This window comes from Enterobacter cloacae complex sp. P27C (genome assembly GCF_014895705.1).
Classification (GTDB): Bacteria; Pseudomonadota; Gammaproteobacteria; order Enterobacterales; family Enterobacteriaceae; genus Enterobacter; species Enterobacter bugandensis.
Genome location: NZ_JADBQB010000002.1, coordinates 521,531 through 534,913 on the forward strand (window position 1 = coordinate 521,531; position 13,383 = coordinate 534,913).

The 13,383-nt window shown below is 55.7% G+C and carries 13 protein-coding genes; 3 read left to right on the forward strand and 10 right to left on the reverse strand.

Going from position 1 to position 13,383, the window contains the following annotated elements:
• Nucleotides 1-42: 42 nt before the first annotated feature.
• Nucleotides 43-1,101 carry a DNA polymerase IV gene (gene dinB, locus IM291_RS05915; RefSeq protein ID WP_041911133.1) on the reverse strand — a complete coding sequence of 353 codons (1,059 nt, stop codon included), beginning with the start codon at nucleotides 1,099-1,101 and terminating at the stop codon, nucleotides 43-45.
• Between the two features lie 158 nt (nucleotides 1,102-1,259).
• Between dinB and IM291_RS05920 the strand changes: the two genes are divergently transcribed.
• Nucleotides 1,260-2,123 (forward strand): glycerophosphodiester phosphodiesterase family protein, encoded by an 864-nt coding sequence (locus IM291_RS05920; protein WP_048999730.1) that lies wholly within the window; start codon nucleotides 1,260-1,262, stop codon nucleotides 2,121-2,123.
• A 30-nt stretch (nucleotides 2,124-2,153) separates the two neighbouring features.
• Here IM291_RS05920 and nqrM read toward each other — a convergent pair whose 3' ends face one another.
• From nqrM to IM291_RS05955, 7 genes are read right to left on the reverse strand one after another with little or no spacing between them, the layout of a single operon-like run.
• Nucleotides 2,154-2,354 (reverse strand): (Na+)-NQR maturation NqrM, encoded by a 201-nt coding sequence (gene nqrM / locus IM291_RS05925; protein ID WP_192986338.1) that lies wholly within the window; start codon nucleotides 2,352-2,354, stop codon nucleotides 2,154-2,156.
• A 2-nt stretch (nucleotides 2,355-2,356) separates the two neighbouring features.
• Complete coding sequence (gene nqrF, locus IM291_RS05930) at nucleotides 2,357-3,580, reverse strand: NADH:ubiquinone reductase (Na(+)-transporting) subunit F (protein ID WP_048999727.1); 1,224 nt, start codon at nucleotides 3,578-3,580, stop codon at nucleotides 2,357-2,359.
• Between the two features lie 10 nt (nucleotides 3,581-3,590).
• A complete protein-coding gene (gene nqrE / locus IM291_RS05935) occupies nucleotides 3,591-4,187 on the reverse strand; it encodes an NADH:ubiquinone reductase (Na(+)-transporting) subunit E (RefSeq protein ID WP_003863217.1) in 597 nt (198 codons plus the stop codon).
• Between the two features lie 6 nt (nucleotides 4,188-4,193).
• Entirely contained in the window at nucleotides 4,194-4,832 is a 639-nt protein-coding gene (locus IM291_RS05940; protein WP_028012078.1) for an NADH:ubiquinone reductase (Na(+)-transporting) subunit D, read from the reverse strand.
• Nucleotides 4,825-5,619, reverse strand: coding sequence for a Na(+)-translocating NADH-quinone reductase subunit C (locus IM291_RS05945; RefSeq protein ID WP_041911137.1), 795 nt, complete (start codon nucleotides 5,617-5,619; stop codon nucleotides 4,825-4,827). The genes IM291_RS05940 and IM291_RS05945 overlap by 8 nt, the downstream gene beginning before the upstream one ends.
• The gene (locus tag IM291_RS05950; protein WP_192986340.1) at nucleotides 5,612-6,847 is read right to left on the reverse strand and encodes an NADH:ubiquinone reductase (Na(+)-transporting) subunit B; all 1,236 of its coding nucleotides are present in this window, start codon (nucleotides 6,845-6,847) and stop codon (nucleotides 5,612-5,614) included. The genes IM291_RS05945 and IM291_RS05950 overlap by 8 nt, the downstream gene beginning before the upstream one ends.
• Before the next feature lie 2 nt (nucleotides 6,848-6,849).
• Nucleotides 6,850-8,193 carry a Na(+)-translocating NADH-quinone reductase subunit A gene (locus IM291_RS05955; protein ID WP_126300298.1) on the reverse strand — a complete coding sequence of 448 codons (1,344 nt, stop codon included), beginning with the start codon at nucleotides 8,191-8,193 and terminating at the stop codon, nucleotides 6,850-6,852.
• A 298-nt stretch (nucleotides 8,194-8,491) separates the two neighbouring features.
• Between IM291_RS05955 and dpaA the strand changes: the two genes are divergently transcribed.
• On the forward strand, nucleotides 8,492-9,232 hold the full coding sequence (dpaA, locus tag IM291_RS05960) for a peptidoglycan meso-diaminopimelic acid protein amidase (RefSeq protein ID WP_192986342.1): 741 nt from the start codon (nucleotides 8,492-8,494) through the stop codon (nucleotides 9,230-9,232).
• Here the strand turns inward: dpaA and IM291_RS05965 are convergent.
• Both IM291_RS05965 and lpcA read right to left on the reverse strand, forming a co-directional pair.
• Nucleotides 9,203-9,970, reverse strand: a complete 768-nt coding sequence (locus IM291_RS05965; RefSeq protein ID WP_028012073.1) for a class II glutamine amidotransferase — start codon at nucleotides 9,968-9,970, stop codon at nucleotides 9,203-9,205. The two genes, dpaA and IM291_RS05965, sit on opposite strands and share 30 nt — an antisense overlap.
• 47 nt (nucleotides 9,971-10,017) lie before the next feature.
• A complete protein-coding gene (lpcA, locus tag IM291_RS05970; protein ID WP_003863232.1) occupies nucleotides 10,018-10,596 on the reverse strand; it encodes a D-sedoheptulose 7-phosphate isomerase in 579 nt (192 codons plus the stop codon).
• Nucleotides 10,597-10,835: 239 nt separating this feature from the next.
• Here lpcA and fadE point away from each other — a divergent pair, with 239 nt between their 5' ends.
• Complete coding sequence (gene fadE / locus IM291_RS05975; RefSeq protein WP_028012072.1) at nucleotides 10,836-13,280, forward strand: acyl-CoA dehydrogenase FadE; 2,445 nt, start codon at nucleotides 10,836-10,838, stop codon at nucleotides 13,278-13,280.
• Nucleotides 13,281-13,383: the final 103 nt, after the last annotated feature.

Here is a 13,383-nt window from a genome sequence, read left to right on the forward strand (position 1 = left end):
GCCCGGCGGCGCTACGCTTGCCGGGCCTATGATGAGTGCAATCTACAATCCCAAAACCAGCTGACGCTCCAGCTGCGGATCCAGCAGCGTGACGTGCAGTCCCACCAGCCTCACCCCTCGTCCGCCTCGTCGTTCTTCCCACGCCTTTTTCGCCGTTGCGATAAGATCTTCTTTATTCAGGCGCGGCCAGACGTGCTCCTGCGTCGTCTGCTGAAAATCGTTAAATTTCAGCTTGATGCCCTGTCGGGCAATCAGTAAATCAGGCTTTACTTTGATCAGGCGTCGCTCCAGCTCCGGATAGAGCTGTTCCGTAATAATGGTTTCGCATTCTGACCAGTCATGGATGTCTTCGCTCAGCGTGCGCTCAACCCCGACCGATTTACGAAGCCGTTCGTTGTTTACATCGCGGTCGTCAATGCCCTGACTGCGCTCCCACAGCACGCGGCCAAACTTCCCAAAGCGCTTGAGCAGCATAGCCAGGTCGCTTCGCTGCACGTCTTCGCAGGTGCGTAACCCCATACTTTCCAGCTTCGCGGCGGAGACTTTGCCTACGCCGGGGATTTTGCCAAGCGGCAGCGTTTTTAAAAACGCCGGAACCTCTTCAGGGGTGATGACGTACTGGCCGTTGGGTTTATTTAAATCGGAAGCAATTTTGGCGAGAAATTTTACCGGCGCGACGCCTGCCGACGCGGTGAGATTCAGCTCGTTGAAAATGGTCTGGCGGATCTCCTGCGCCATCAGGGTAGCGGAGCCGTGACAGTGCAGGCTGTCGGTGACGTCCAGATAGGCTTCGTCCAGCGAAAGCGGTTCAATCAGTGAGGTGTAGCGGGAGAAGATTTCGCGTATATGGTTTGAGGCTTCTTTATAGGCGTCAAAGCGCCCTGGCAAAAGAGTAAGGTGCGGACACAGTTTCAGCGCCATCGCCGTCGGCATGGCGCTGCGCACGCCAAATTTGCGTGCAGGATAGTTGGCGGTGCTGATCACACCGCGCTGAACGCGGCTGCCGCCAATGGCGATGGGAATATCCCGCAGCGCCGGGTTGTCACGCATCTCCACTGCGGCAAAAAAGCAGTCCATATCGACATGGATTATTTTGCGCATCGGTCATACCACACATGTATTTATATACAGTATAACACAAGGCAAAAAATGCGTCAGCTATTTTCCTTACTCACGGTTGTCATATAAACGTGTTACAAACATTCTTAATAAAACCTTTATATACATACATTTAGAAAATCAATGGAGCGTAATTATTCATGAAGAAAATTCTCCCGATTTCGTTACTGTTTCTGGCGAGTGCTGCATCTGCTAGCCCTGCGATCGTTGCCCACCGGGGCGGGACTGCGGATGCACCTGAAAATACCCTGCCAGCCATTAAGCTCGCCCTCGAAAACAAAGCAGATATCGTCTGGATAACCGTGCAGCTCAGTCGGGATGGCGTACCGGTTCTCTATCGACCTGCCGATCTGAAAGCGTTAACCAATCTGCAGGGAAAGGTGTCACAGTATACCGCTGAAGAACTGGCAAAAGCGGATGCCAGCGTGAAGTGGAAAGATAAGGGCCTGCCGGAAAACCTGCTTAATTCCCCGATACCGACGCTGAAGTCGGTGCTGAGCACCTGGCCAGATACGCGGTTTTTTATTGATATCAAATCTCCGGATGCCGATCCGGCGACCATGGGCAACGCGCTGCTTAACGTACTGAAAGAGACCAACAGCCTTAATCGCGTTCGCGTTTATTCAACCGAAGATCGCTATATGGAAGCATTGCCTGTCGAAATCCCCCGCTTTGTCACGCGCAGCGAAACCCGCACGCGTCTGGCCACGATTTCGTTGAGCCATGAATGTCTGCCTCCTTCACAAAAAATGGACGATTACTGGTATGGGCTTGAGTTAAAACGAAAAGTAGAAGTGGTCGAGAAATTCACCTTAGGCGAAGGTGTCTCTCCTGCAACATTAACGTGGGACAAAGAGGCCGTTGACTGCTTCCGCTCTCAGGGCAATGCCCATCTGATTTTTATCGGCGTGAACTCTGAAGAGGATTACCAGAAGGCGAAAACACTGGGTGCCGAAGGGGTTCTTGTGGACTCACCAGCCAAAGCCAAAAGCTGGGCAAAATAAATGATAAAGGCCGCACGAAGCGGCCTTTTCCTAGATGATCCTCTGCTGGTCCCGGGCCATGCGCTTTTTACGTGCATCGCACGGTTCGGGGCAGTCGCACACCTTTTCCATTCCGATGGTAGAGATACCTCCACAGCTGCCCTGAATGCTTTTACGCTTGATGATCCAGCCTAAAGACATACCGAACACCACCAGCAAAAACACCGCAAAGGTTGCCAGAAAGGTCAACATAATCAGCCTCCGAAATCATCAAGGAGGATGTTTTCATCTTCCACGCCGAGATCTTTGAGCATCTTGATCACGGCGGCGTTCATCATTGGCGGACCACACATATAGAACTCGCAGTCTTCCGGTACCGGGTGCTGTTTGAGGTAGTTTTCATACAGCACGTTGTGGATGAAGCCCGTATAGCCCGTCCAGTTATCTTCCGGCTGCGGATCGGAGAGCGCCACATGGAAGGTAAAGTTCGGATTCTCACGCGCCAGCTGTTCAAACTCATCGTCGTAGAACATTTCGCGCAGCGAGCGCGCACCGTACCAGAAGCTGATTTTACGCTTGCTGCCGAGACGCTTGAGCTGGTCAAAGATGTGCGAGCGCATAGGGGCCATACCCGCACCGCCGCCGATAAAGACCATTTCCGCGTCGGTATCTTTAGCAAAAAACTCGCCGAACGGACCGGAGATCGTCACCTTGTCGCCTGGCTTAAGGGACCAGATATACGACGACATCACGCCAGGCGGCGCGTCAGGCACGTTTGGCGGCGGCGTGGCGATACGCACGTTGAGCATGATAATGCCCTTCTCTTCCGGGTAGTTAGCCATGGAATAGGCGCGCAGCGCGGGCTCTTTTACCTCGGAAACAAAGCGGAAGAGATTAAATTTATCCCAGTCGGCCCGGTACTCATCGGGCACGTCGAAGTCCGCATACGCCACGGTGTGCGCCGGACAATCAATCTGGATATACCCACCTGCACGGAACGGGACGCTCTCCCCTTCAGGGACACGCAGCTTGAGCTCTTTAATGAACGTGGCTTTGTTATCGTTCGAGATAACCTCGCACTCCCATTTTTTCACGCCGAAAATCTCTTCCGGCAGCTCAATCTTCATGTTCTGACGCACCGCGACCTGGCACGCCAGGCGGCACCCCTCTTTCGCTTCACGCTTCGTAATATGCGACAGTTCAGTAGGCAGAATATCACCGCCCCCCTCTTTCACCGTCACACGGCACTGCCCGCATGAGCCGCCTCCACCGCAGGCTGACGAGACAAAAATCCCGTTGCCCGAGAGCGTATTAAGCAGCTTGTCCCCTGCCGGAGTGCGGATCTGGTTCTGCGGATCGTCATTGATATCAATGATCACATCCCCGGAATTAACCAGCTTTGCGCGCGCCGCCAGAATCAGCCCTGACAGCACCAGTACTATCAGCGTGAACATCACCACGCCAAGAATAATTTCCATCTGTTAGCCCTTATAGCTGCACACCGGAGAAGGACATAAAGCCCAACGCCATCAGGCCGGTGGTGATAAAGGTGATCCCTAAGCCGCGCAGCCCCGCAGGCACGTTGGCATATTTCATTTTTTCACGGATCCCCGCCATGGTGACAATCGCCAGCATCCAGCCGATACCGGAACCGAAGCCGTACACCACCGATTCACTGAAGTTGTAATCGCGCTGAACCATAAACGAGACGCCACCGAAGATGGCGCAGTTCACCGCGATCAGCGGCAGGAAGATCCCCAGAGCGTTGTACAGCGACGGGAAATACTTATCGAGGATCATCTCCAGGATTTGTACAAGCGCCGCAATCACCCCGATGAAGGTGATGAAGTTCAGGAAGCTAAGATCGACGCCTTCCACCAGCGCGCCGTCCCGCAGCACGAAGTTGAACACCAGGTTGTTAATCGGAACCGAAAGCCCCAGCACAACGGTGACCGCCACGCCCAGGCCAAATGCCGTCGAGACCTTTTTAGAGACGGCAAGGAACGTACACATGCCCAGGAAGAAGGCGAGCGCCATGTTTTCAACAAACACCGCGCGCACAAATAAACTCAGGTAATGAGCCATTGTCGGTTACTCCTTTTCCTGCTGCTCAGGCTTCAACGTACGAATCAGCCAGATCAGCAAACCGATAATGAAAAACGCGCTTGGGGCCAGCAGGAACAGGCCGTTCGGCAGATACCAGCCGCCGTTCTGTACCGTATCCAGCACCTGAACGCCAAACAGCTTGCCGCTGCCAATCAGCTCGCGCAGGAAACCGACCGTCAGAAGGATCACGCCGTAGCCCAGGCCGTTGCCGATACCGTCCATAAAGCTCGCCAGCGGCGGCATTTTCATGGCGTAGGCTTCAGCGCGCCCCATCACGATGCAGTTGGTGATAATCAGCCCGACAAACACCGAAAGCTGTTTGGAGGTTTCATAGGCGAACGCGCGCAGCAGCTGATCGACCACGATCACCAGCGAGGCGATGATCGCCATCTGCACGATGATCCTCACGCTGTTGGGGATGTGGTGGCGGATCATCGAGATAAACATGCTGGAAAACGCCGTCACCAGCGTTACCGCCAGCGTCATCACCACCGCCGTTTCCAGCTTGGTCGTTACCGCCAGAGCCGAGCACACACCCAGCACCTGCAGGGTTATCGGGTTATTGGCTAAAAGTGGGCCAATCAGCACCTTTTTAACTTCTTTCAGTTCACCCGTATCAGCCATTGTTCAGCGCTCCTTCACGTACGTTCTTCAGGAAGGGACCAAAGCCCAGTTCACCCATCCAGAAATCAAAACTGTGCTGCACCCCGTTAGAGGTGAGTGTGGCGCCGGAAAGACCGTCAACGGCGAATTCATCCCCAGGACGCGCGCCTCCTTTCACCACCTTCAGCGCAGGCTGACCGTTATCATTGAGCACTTTTTTACCGATAAACTGCGCACGCCAGTTAGGGTTTTCCACTTCGCCACCCAGCCCCGGCGTTTCGCCCTGATCGTAATAAGTAATACCTTTGACCGTGCGGCCATCGGTATCCAGTGCCACAAACGCATACATCATTGACCATAAGCCGTTGCCGTAGATGGGCAACACGATTTCCTGTATGCGCTTCTGCTCGTCACGAACGAGGTAAATCTCCGCGACATTGCTGCGGCGCTTAATGCCAGCCGGATCCTGCGAGGCGTCAAGCACGGTGCTCATCTGCGGATCCTTTAATGCCAGCGCCTGGTTATATTTCGCCGGGTCTTTATCCATCAGCTCGCCGGTTTTTAAATCCACCAGCCGTGCGGTAATGCGTTCAGCAAACACGGCCGCGACGTCGTCCTTCGTCATGCCTTCCTGCATCAGCCCGGCCACGGCCAGGATGTTGCGCTGTTTATCCAGCGCGCGCTGTTCCTGCTGCAGCGGCTTTAACCCTACGGCGGAACCGGCAACCACGATGGAACAGACCAGACACAGTACCAAAACCACCAGCAGCGTTTTGCTGATGCTGTCGTTATTTTTAACCTCAGCCACGCGCCTTCCTCCGCTTAATGTTGGCGCGCACGACCAGGTAGTCGAACAGCGGCGCAAACAGGTTGGCAAACAGAATGGCCAACATCATCCCTTCCGGATAGGCCGGGTTGGCCACGCGAATCAGTACACACATCACGCCAATGAGCGCGCCGTAACACCATTTCCCCCTGTCGGTAAAGGAGGCCGAGACGGGATCGGTGGCCATGAACATCATGCCAAACGCAAAACCTCCCAGCACCAGGTGCCAGTACCACGGCATGGAGAACATCGGGTTCGTGTCTGAACCAATAAGGTTGAACAGCGTGGCGGTAAGCACCATGCCGAGCATAACGCCCGCGACGATGCGCCAGGACGCCACGCGGCCAAAGAGGATGATGGCCCCGCCGATCAAAATCATCAGGGTAGATACTTCGCCAATAGAGCCCGGAATGTTGCCAAGAAACGCGTCAAACCAGGTCACTGGCTGGCCGGTAGCATTGTTGACCAGCGTTTCGCCGCCACCTGCCGCCCACTGAGAAAGCGGCGTCGCGCCGGAGAAACCGTCCGCAGCCGTCCACACCAGGTCGCCCGAAATCTGCGCCGGGTAAGCAAAGAACAGGAACGCACGCCCCGCCAGCGCCGGGTTGAGGAAGTTACGTCCGGTGCCGCCGAAAATCTCTTTGGCAATCACCACGCCAAAGCTAATCCCCATCGCCGCCTGCCAGAGCGGCAGAGTAGGCGGAACAATCAGCGCAAACAGAATGGAGGTCACGAAGAAGCCCTCGTTGATCTCGTGTTTGCGGATGATGGCGAACAGCACTTCCCAGAAGCCGCCCACAATAAAGACGGTCATGTAGATCGGCAGGAAGAAGACGGCCCCCAGCGTCATCATGCTGACCCAGCCTGCATCAGCCGCAAAGCTGACGCCCAGCGACTGCGCCAGACGATAGTGCCAGTCAGACTGGATCACCTGCGCCAGCTGCTGGGCGTCGTACATATGATGCAGCGCCGGAATGGTTTGCAGACCAACGTTGTACATGCCCCAGAACATGGCCGGAAAAACCGCAAACCACACCAGGATCATCATGCGTTTCAGATCGATGGCATCGCGAACGTGCGCTGCCCCTTTCGTCACCAGACCCGGAGTGTAGAAAATAGTCGTCGTCGCTTCATACAGCGGGTAGTACTTTTTGAGCTTCCCGTCGGTAAAGTGCGGCTCAATTTTTTCAAAGAGGTGCTTTAATCCCATGGTTATCCTTCCTGCTCAATGCGGGTTAACACCTCGCGCAATACGGGTCCATATTCGTATTTACCCGGACACACATAGGTACAGAGCGCCAGATCTTCTTCATCCAGTTCCAGACAACCGAGCGCCTGCGCACCGTCGGTATCGCCTGCCAGAAGATCGCGCAGCAGCACGGTAGGCAGAATATCCAGCGGCATTACACGTTCGTAGTTGCCAATCGGAACCATCGCGCGCTCGCCGCCGTTCGTGCTGGTAGAGAAGTTAAAGAGCTTATGACGCAGGAAGTGGCCAAGCGTGGTGCGGGTGACGGAATATTTTTCTGCGCCAGGCAGAACCCAGCCGAACAGCTCTTTCTCACGCCCTTCCAGAACGACGCTCACCTGAAGATGGAAACGTCCCAGGTACGCGTGCGCATTGACAGCGCGGCGGCCGCTGAGTACCGAACCGGAAATGAGGCGGTTTTCACCCTCTTTCGTTTCCCCTGCCAGCAGTTCATTAATGTCTGCTCCCAGAAGCGTCTTAACCAGACGCGGGTTTGCGGCCTGCGGCCCGCCGATGGCGATAATCCGTTCAGCGCAGAGTTCACCCGTAATAAAGAGCTTACCGATGGCAATGACATCCTGATAATTAAGGTGCCAGACCTGTTTTTTAAGGCTCACCGGCTCAAGGAAGTGGATATGGGTCCCGACCAGACCCGCCGGATGCGGGCCGGAAAATTCATTAAACGTAACCTGCCCCTGCGGATGGCCGCCAAGCTTGCCGCCGCTGGCCTGGCAAACGTGCACTTTTCCGGGCGTCAGGCGAGTCAGAACGGTCAGCCCGGCATCAAAGGCTTTACGCTGCGCCAGGATAATGGGCTGCGGGTCTGCGCTGAGCGGGTTGGTGTCGATGGCCGTCACGAAAATGGCAGCCGGGGCGGTATCAGGAACGGGTGATTTGCTGAAAGGACGCGTACGCAGCGCCGTCCACAGGCCGGACGCGAGCAGCTGAGCCTGCACATCTTCGCGGCTAAGCGTCCCGAGGTCTGCCGCATCATAACAAGCAAACTCACGCTGTTCATCGCCTTCAATGCGGATTACCACCGACTGCAGCACGCGACGCTCGCCGCGGTTGATCGCTACCACGGTGCCGCTGGCGGGGGCCGTGAACATGACGCCGGGATTTTTTTTGTCTTCAAAGAGCGCCTGCCCTTTGATCACGCGATCGCCCTCCTGCACCAGCATTGAAGGACGCATTCCCAGATAATCGTCACCTAAAATTGCGACATGACGGACGCTTGCGCCACCCGAGACGTGCTGCTCAGGCACGCCTGCAATCGGCAAATTAAGTCCTTTTTTTATTTTAAACATGTGGTTAGCAGGTTTCCATAAACAACAATCCAGTGGGCGCAAAGTGTAACATTTTCCCCTTCTCTCGGGCAGGGGATCCACGGTCAGGCGCGCCAAAATGCGAGCTATTACGCAAAGTTCCTGGAGCCAGCGCGTTTTTGATGGTTTATAAAGTAAAACTAATTTGTAAACTCACCGCCCGGCTCTTGCGAAAATCTATAGCGGTGCTAATGTGAGCGCACCTAACAGAATAATCTGATTTCGGGTCTCTTTTGCCGTCCTGGCAAGTTAGTCCAGGTTTTATCAAGGAATTTGTAGTATGCGTAAAATCGCATTGTTCATTGCGATGCTTCTGATTCCGTGCATGTCGTTTGCCGGGCTGCTCAGCAGCAACAGCTCCACCACGCCGATCAGCAAAGAATATAAACAGCAGTTAATGGGATCCCCGGTTTATATTCAAATCTTCAAGGAAGAGCGCACGCTCGATCTGTTTGTAAAAATGGGCGAAACATATCAGCTGCTTGATAGCTACAAAATTTGTAACTATTCCGGCGGGCTGGGCCCGAAACAGCGTCAGGGCGATTTCAAAAGCCCGGAAGGTTTTTACAACGTTCAGCGTAACCAGTTAAAACCGGATAGCCGCTTCTATAAAGCCATCAACATCGGTTTCCCGAACGCCTATGACCGTGCTCACGGTTATGAAGGGAAATACCTGATGATCCACGGTGCCTGCGTGTCTGTCGGCTGCTACGCGATGACCGACTCCGGCATTGATGAGATTTTCCAGTTCGTAACCGGCGCACTGGTCTTTGGGCAGCCTAACGTTCAGGTCAGCATCTATCCGTTCCGCATGACCGATGCCAATATGGCGCGCCATAAGTACTCTTACTACGCCGATTTCTGGAAACAGCTGAAGCCGGGTTATGACTACTTTGTGCAGACCCACAAGCCGCCGGTAGTCTCTATCGTCGATGGCCGTTACGTGGTCAGCAAACCGCTGAGCCACGAAGTCGTCCACCCGCAGCTGGCGTCAAATTACACGGTCCCCGAGACAAAATAGCACCCACTCGCCTGGCATAATCTTTTGCCAGGTTTCGTTGCCCGTCAGCGGCTGCGTTGCAATAACGGTGACCACATCGTTCGGTGTGGTCTCCTTCTGAAAGTCTATCTCCACATCCTGATCGAGCAGCGTAGCAACGCCAAACGGCGCGCGGCGCGTGATCCAGAAGAGATTCGTCGAGCAGAACGCCATCACGTAGCGCCCGTCAGACAACAGCATGTTAAACACGCCTTTTTCACGCAATTCGGCTGCCAGCGTCGCGATGTATTTGAATACGGCGGCCATATTGCCGGGCGTGCGCGGATAACGTTCTGTCAGCTTATGCAGCAGCCAGCAGAAGGCCTTCTCGCTGTCCGTTTCGCCCACCGGACGGAAGTTGCCCGTTTCCAGAGATTTATAGCCCGTAAGCTGCCCGTTGTGCGCGTAGGTCCAGTTACGGCCCCACAGCTCGCGGGTAAAGGGATGGGTATTTTCCAGCGCAACTTCGCCGCGGTTTGCCTGGCGAATATGCGCGATCACCGAACAGGATTTAATGGGATAGTCCTGCACCAGTTTGGCAATCGGTGAGTTAAAGCTGGGCTGTGGATCTTTGAACGTGCGACACCCTTTGCCTTCATAGAAGGTGATGCCCCAGCCGTCTTTATGCGGCCCGGTTCCCCCACCGCGCTGAACCAGCCCGGTGAAGCTAAAGCAGATATCGGTTGGCACATTGGCGCTCATCCCGAGCAGTTCGCACATACATCACCTCCACAACAGCGGGGGGCACCGGTGCCCCCAGCGAAGTCTTACTTAACCATCTCTTTTTCGATCAGCTGGATCAGGATGTGGATCACTTTGATGTGAATTTCCTGAACGCGATCTGCATAGCCGAAGTGCGGAACGCGAATTTCGATATCCGCCGTACCGTCCATCTTACCGCCATCTTTCCCGGTCAGGGTGATGACCTTCATCCCTTTTTCACGCGCGGCGGCGATCGCTTTGATCACGTTCGCGGAGTTACCGGAGGTAGAGATACCCAGCAGCACGTCGCCTTCACGGCCTACTGCCTCAACGTAGCGGGAAAAGATGTGGTCGTAACCGAAGTCGTTGCCTACGCAGGAGATGTGGCTCACGTCGGAAATCGCAATCGCCGGGTAGCCCGGACGGTTTTCGCGATAGCGTCCGGTCAGCTCTTCGGCGAAGTGCATGGCGTCACAGTGGGAACCGCCGTTACCGCAGGAGAGCACTTTGCCACCGGCCTTAAAACTGTCGGCCAGCAGGACCGCCGCGCGCTGAATAGCGTGAATATTGGCATCATCTTTCAGAAAGTTCGCCAGCGTTTCCGCCGCTTCGTTCAGTTCGTTACGAATAAGATCCTGGTACATGAGGATAATCCTTCAGTATTGATGAAATAACACAGTGGAGTGTACCGGATAGCGGGAAAAGCGAGAAGCTAAAGCCATGCGAATCGTCCGGCGTTTTGATTTTTTGTGCCGGCGAAAACGCGAACAATGTGAACCAGGTTGTAATTATTTTGTAAACACATTGCTAAAGGAATTCACATCAACTACAACCATATCATCACAAGTGGTCAGACCTCCTACAAGCAAGGGAGCTTTTCTTTATGATGATTTTGAGCATTCTCGCAACCGTTGTACTGCTCGGTGTGTTGTTCTATCACCGCGTCAGTTTATTCCTGAGCAGCCTGATTCTTCTGGCCTGGACGGCTGCGCTTGGCGTCGCAGGTCTCTGGAATATCTGGATTTTGGTCCCTCTTGCCATCATTCTGCTGCCGTTTAACCTGGCCCCGATGCGTAAGTCGATGATCTCCGCGCCGGTATTTAAAGGCTTCCGCAAAGTGATGCCGCCGATGTCGCGCACCGAGAAAGAAGCGATTGATGCGGGCACCACCTGGTGGGAAGGCGATCTGTTCCAGGGCAACCCGGACTGGAAAAAGCTGCACAACTATCCGCAGCCGCGCCTGACCGCCGAAGAACAGGCCTTTATTGACGGCCCGGTGGAAGAAGCGTGCCGCATGGCGAACGACTTTGCTATTACCCACGAAATGGCCGACCTGCCGCCGGAGCTGTGGGCGTACCTGAAAGAGCATCGCTTCTTCGCGATGATCATCAAGAAAGAGTACGGCGGTCTTGAGTTCTCCGCTTACGCGCAGGCTCGCGTGCTGCAAAAGCTGGCAGGCGTCTCCGGGATCCTGGCGATTACCGTCGGCGTACCGAACTCCTTAGGCCCGGGCGAACTGCTGCAGCACTATGGTACGGAAGAGCAGAAAGATCACTATCTGCCGCGACTGGCGCGCGGTCAGGAAATCCCGTGCTTCGCGCTGACCAGCCCGGAAGCAGGCTCCGATGCAGGCGCAATCCCGGATACCGGCGTGGTCTGTATGGGAGAGTGGCAGGGCCAGCAGGTGCTGGGCATGCGCCTGACCTGGAACAAACGCTATATCACCCTGGCGCCTATCGCCACCGTGCTCGGCCTGGCTTTTAAGCTCTCCGACCCGGAAAAACTGCTGGGCGGTGAAGAAGATCTGGGCATTACCTGCGCGCTGATCCCAACCTCGACGCCGGGCGTTGAAATTGGCCGTCGTCACTTCCCGCTGAACGTGCCGTTCCAGAACGGCCCGACCCGCGGCCAGGATATCTTCGTGCCGATTGACTACATCATCGGCGGCCCGAAAATGGCCGGTCAGGGCTGGCGCATGCTGGTGGAATGTCTGTCGGTGGGTCGCGGTATTACCCTGCCGTCGAACTCAACCGGCGGCCTGAAGTCCGTCGCGATGGGAATTGGCGCTTATGCCCACATTCGCCGTCAGTTCAAAATCTCCATCGGCAAGATGGAAGGTATCGAAGAGCCGCTGGCGCGCATCGCGGGCAACGCTTACGTAATGGACGCCGCTGCATCCCTGATTACCTATGGCATCATGCTGGGCGAAAAACCGGCCGTGCTGTCCGCGATTGTGAAGTACCACTGTACCCACCGCGCGCAGCAGTCGATCATTGACGCGATGGATATTGCGGGCGGTAAAGGCATTATGCTCGGCGAAGGCAACTTCCTGGCGCGCGGCTATCAGGGCGCACCGATTGCCATCACCGTGGAAGGGGCCAACATCCTGACCCGCAGCATGATGATCTTCGGCCAGGGTGCGATTCGCTGCCATCCGTACGTGCTGGAAGAGATGGCCGCTGCGCAGAATAACGACGTGGACGCCTTCGACAAGCTGCTGTTCAAACATATCGGTCACGTGGGCAGCAACAAGGTGCGGAGCTTCTGGCTGGGCCTGACGCGCGGCCTGACCAGCGCGACGCCAACCGGCGATGCGACCAAACGTTACTACCAGCATCTGAACCGTCTGAGCGCCAACCTGGCTCTGCTGTCTGATGTTTCCATGGCGGTGCTGGGCGGTAGCCTGAAGCGTCGCGAGCGTATCTCCGCCCGTCTGGGCGACGTGCTGAGCCAGATCTTCCTGGCCTCTGCGGTGCTGAAACGCTACGACGACGAAGGCCGTCAGGAAGCGGATCTGCCGCTGGTGCACTGGGGCGTGCAGGATGCGATGTATCAGGCGGAACAGGCGATTGACGACCTGCTGGCGAACTTCCCGAACCGCTTCGTGGCAGGTGCCCTGCGCGTGGTGATCTTCCCGACCGGCCGTCATCATCTGGCGCCGTCAGACAAGCTGGACCACAAAGTGGCGAAGATCCTGCAGGTTCCGAGCGCCACCCGCTCCCGCATTGGCCGCGGTCAGTATCTGGCACCAACGCCGCATAACCCGGTGGGCCTGCTGGAAGAGGCGCTGCTGGACGTGATGGCCGCCGACCCGATTCACCAGAAAATCTGCAAACAGCTGGGTAAAAACCTGCCGTTTACCCGTCTGGACGAACTGGCGAAACAGGCGCTGGCCGGTGGCATTATCAATAACGACGAAGCTGCACTGCTGGTGAAAGCCGAAGAGAGCCGTCTGCGCAGTATTAACGTGGATGATTTCGAACCGGAAGAGCTGGCGACGCAGCCGGTAAAGCTGCCGGAGAAGCACCGCAAACCTGAAGCGGCATAACCCGCTTCGCTCTGACAAACCCCGCCCGGTGCGGGGTTTTTTATTGCCACATTTTCTCGTAATGACGTGCTACAGTGTCAAAAAGGGGTCGTTTGAGGAGTCT

Coding starts and splice junctions, on each gene's coding strand:
- dinB (WP_041911133.1), bottom strand. CDS start 1,101: ATGCGCAAAATAATCCATGTCGATATGGACTGCTTTTTTGCCGCAGTG.
- IM291_RS05920 (WP_048999730.1), top strand. CDS start 1,260: ATGAAGAAAATTCTCCCGATTTCGTTACTGTTTCTGGCGAGTGCTGCA.
- nqrM (WP_192986338.1), bottom strand. CDS start 2,354: ATGTTGACCTTTCTGGCAACCTTTGCGGTGTTTTTGCTGGTGGTGTTC.
- nqrF (WP_048999727.1), bottom strand. CDS start 3,580: ATGGAAATTATTCTTGGCGTGGTGATGTTCACGCTGATAGTACTGGTG.
- nqrE (WP_003863217.1), bottom strand. CDS start 4,187: ATGGCTCATTACCTGAGTTTATTTGTGCGCGCGGTGTTTGTTGAAAAC.
- IM291_RS05940 (WP_028012078.1), bottom strand. CDS start 4,832: ATGGCTGATACGGGTGAACTGAAAGAAGTTAAAAAGGTGCTGATTGGC.
- IM291_RS05950 (WP_192986340.1), bottom strand. CDS start 6,847: ATGGGATTAAAGCACCTCTTTGAAAAAATTGAGCCGCACTTTACCGAC.
- IM291_RS05955 (WP_126300298.1), bottom strand. CDS start 8,193: ATGTTTAAAATAAAAAAAGGACTTAATTTGCCGATTGCAGGCGTGCCT.
- dpaA (WP_192986342.1), top strand. CDS start 8,492: ATGCGTAAAATCGCATTGTTCATTGCGATGCTTCTGATTCCGTGCATG.
- IM291_RS05965 (WP_028012073.1), bottom strand. CDS start 9,970: ATGTGCGAACTGCTCGGGATGAGCGCCAATGTGCCAACCGATATCTGC.
- lpcA (WP_003863232.1), bottom strand. CDS start 10,596: ATGTACCAGGATCTTATTCGTAACGAACTGAACGAAGCGGCGGAAACG.
- fadE (WP_028012072.1), top strand. CDS start 10,836: ATGATGATTTTGAGCATTCTCGCAACCGTTGTACTGCTCGGTGTGTTG.